General features: G+C 73.5%; 1 protein-coding gene. It reads right to left on the bottom strand.

The window, feature by feature from the left end:
* Positions 1-393 (bottom strand): response regulator transcription factor (locus G3I71_RS49565; RefSeq protein ID WP_164325553.1); only part of this gene is annotated, 393 nt, incomplete at both ends.

The raw sequence follows: 393 nt of genomic DNA, 5'->3' as shown, positions 1-393 counted from the left end.
CGTACTGCCACACGCGGTCGAGGATCTGCGGCTTGCTCAGCACGCGGCGCGGGTTGCGCATGAAGTACCGCAGCAGCTCGAACTCGGTCGCCGTGAGGCGGATCTCGTCGTCGCCGCGCCACACCTCCTGGCTGTCCTCGTCCATGCGGAGGTCGCCGACCACGAGCACGGACTCCTCCGACGGCGCGACCGCGCCCGCGCGGCGCAGCAGGCCCCGCACGCGCGCCACGACCTCCTCGAGGCTGAACGGCTTCGTCACGTAGTCGTCGCCGCCCGCGGTGAGCCCCGCGACGCGGTCCTCGACGGCGTCGCGGGCCGTGAGGAACAGCACCGGCACGTGCGGGTGCGTCTGGCGGACGCGGCGCAGCACGTCGATGCCCGGCAGGTCGGGCA

It is taken from the genome of Streptomyces sp. SID12501 (assembly GCF_010550245.1).
Classification (GTDB): Bacteria; Actinomycetota; Actinomycetes; order Streptomycetales; family Streptomycetaceae; genus Streptomyces.
This window is presented reverse-complemented; position numbering and strand designations above follow the sequence as displayed.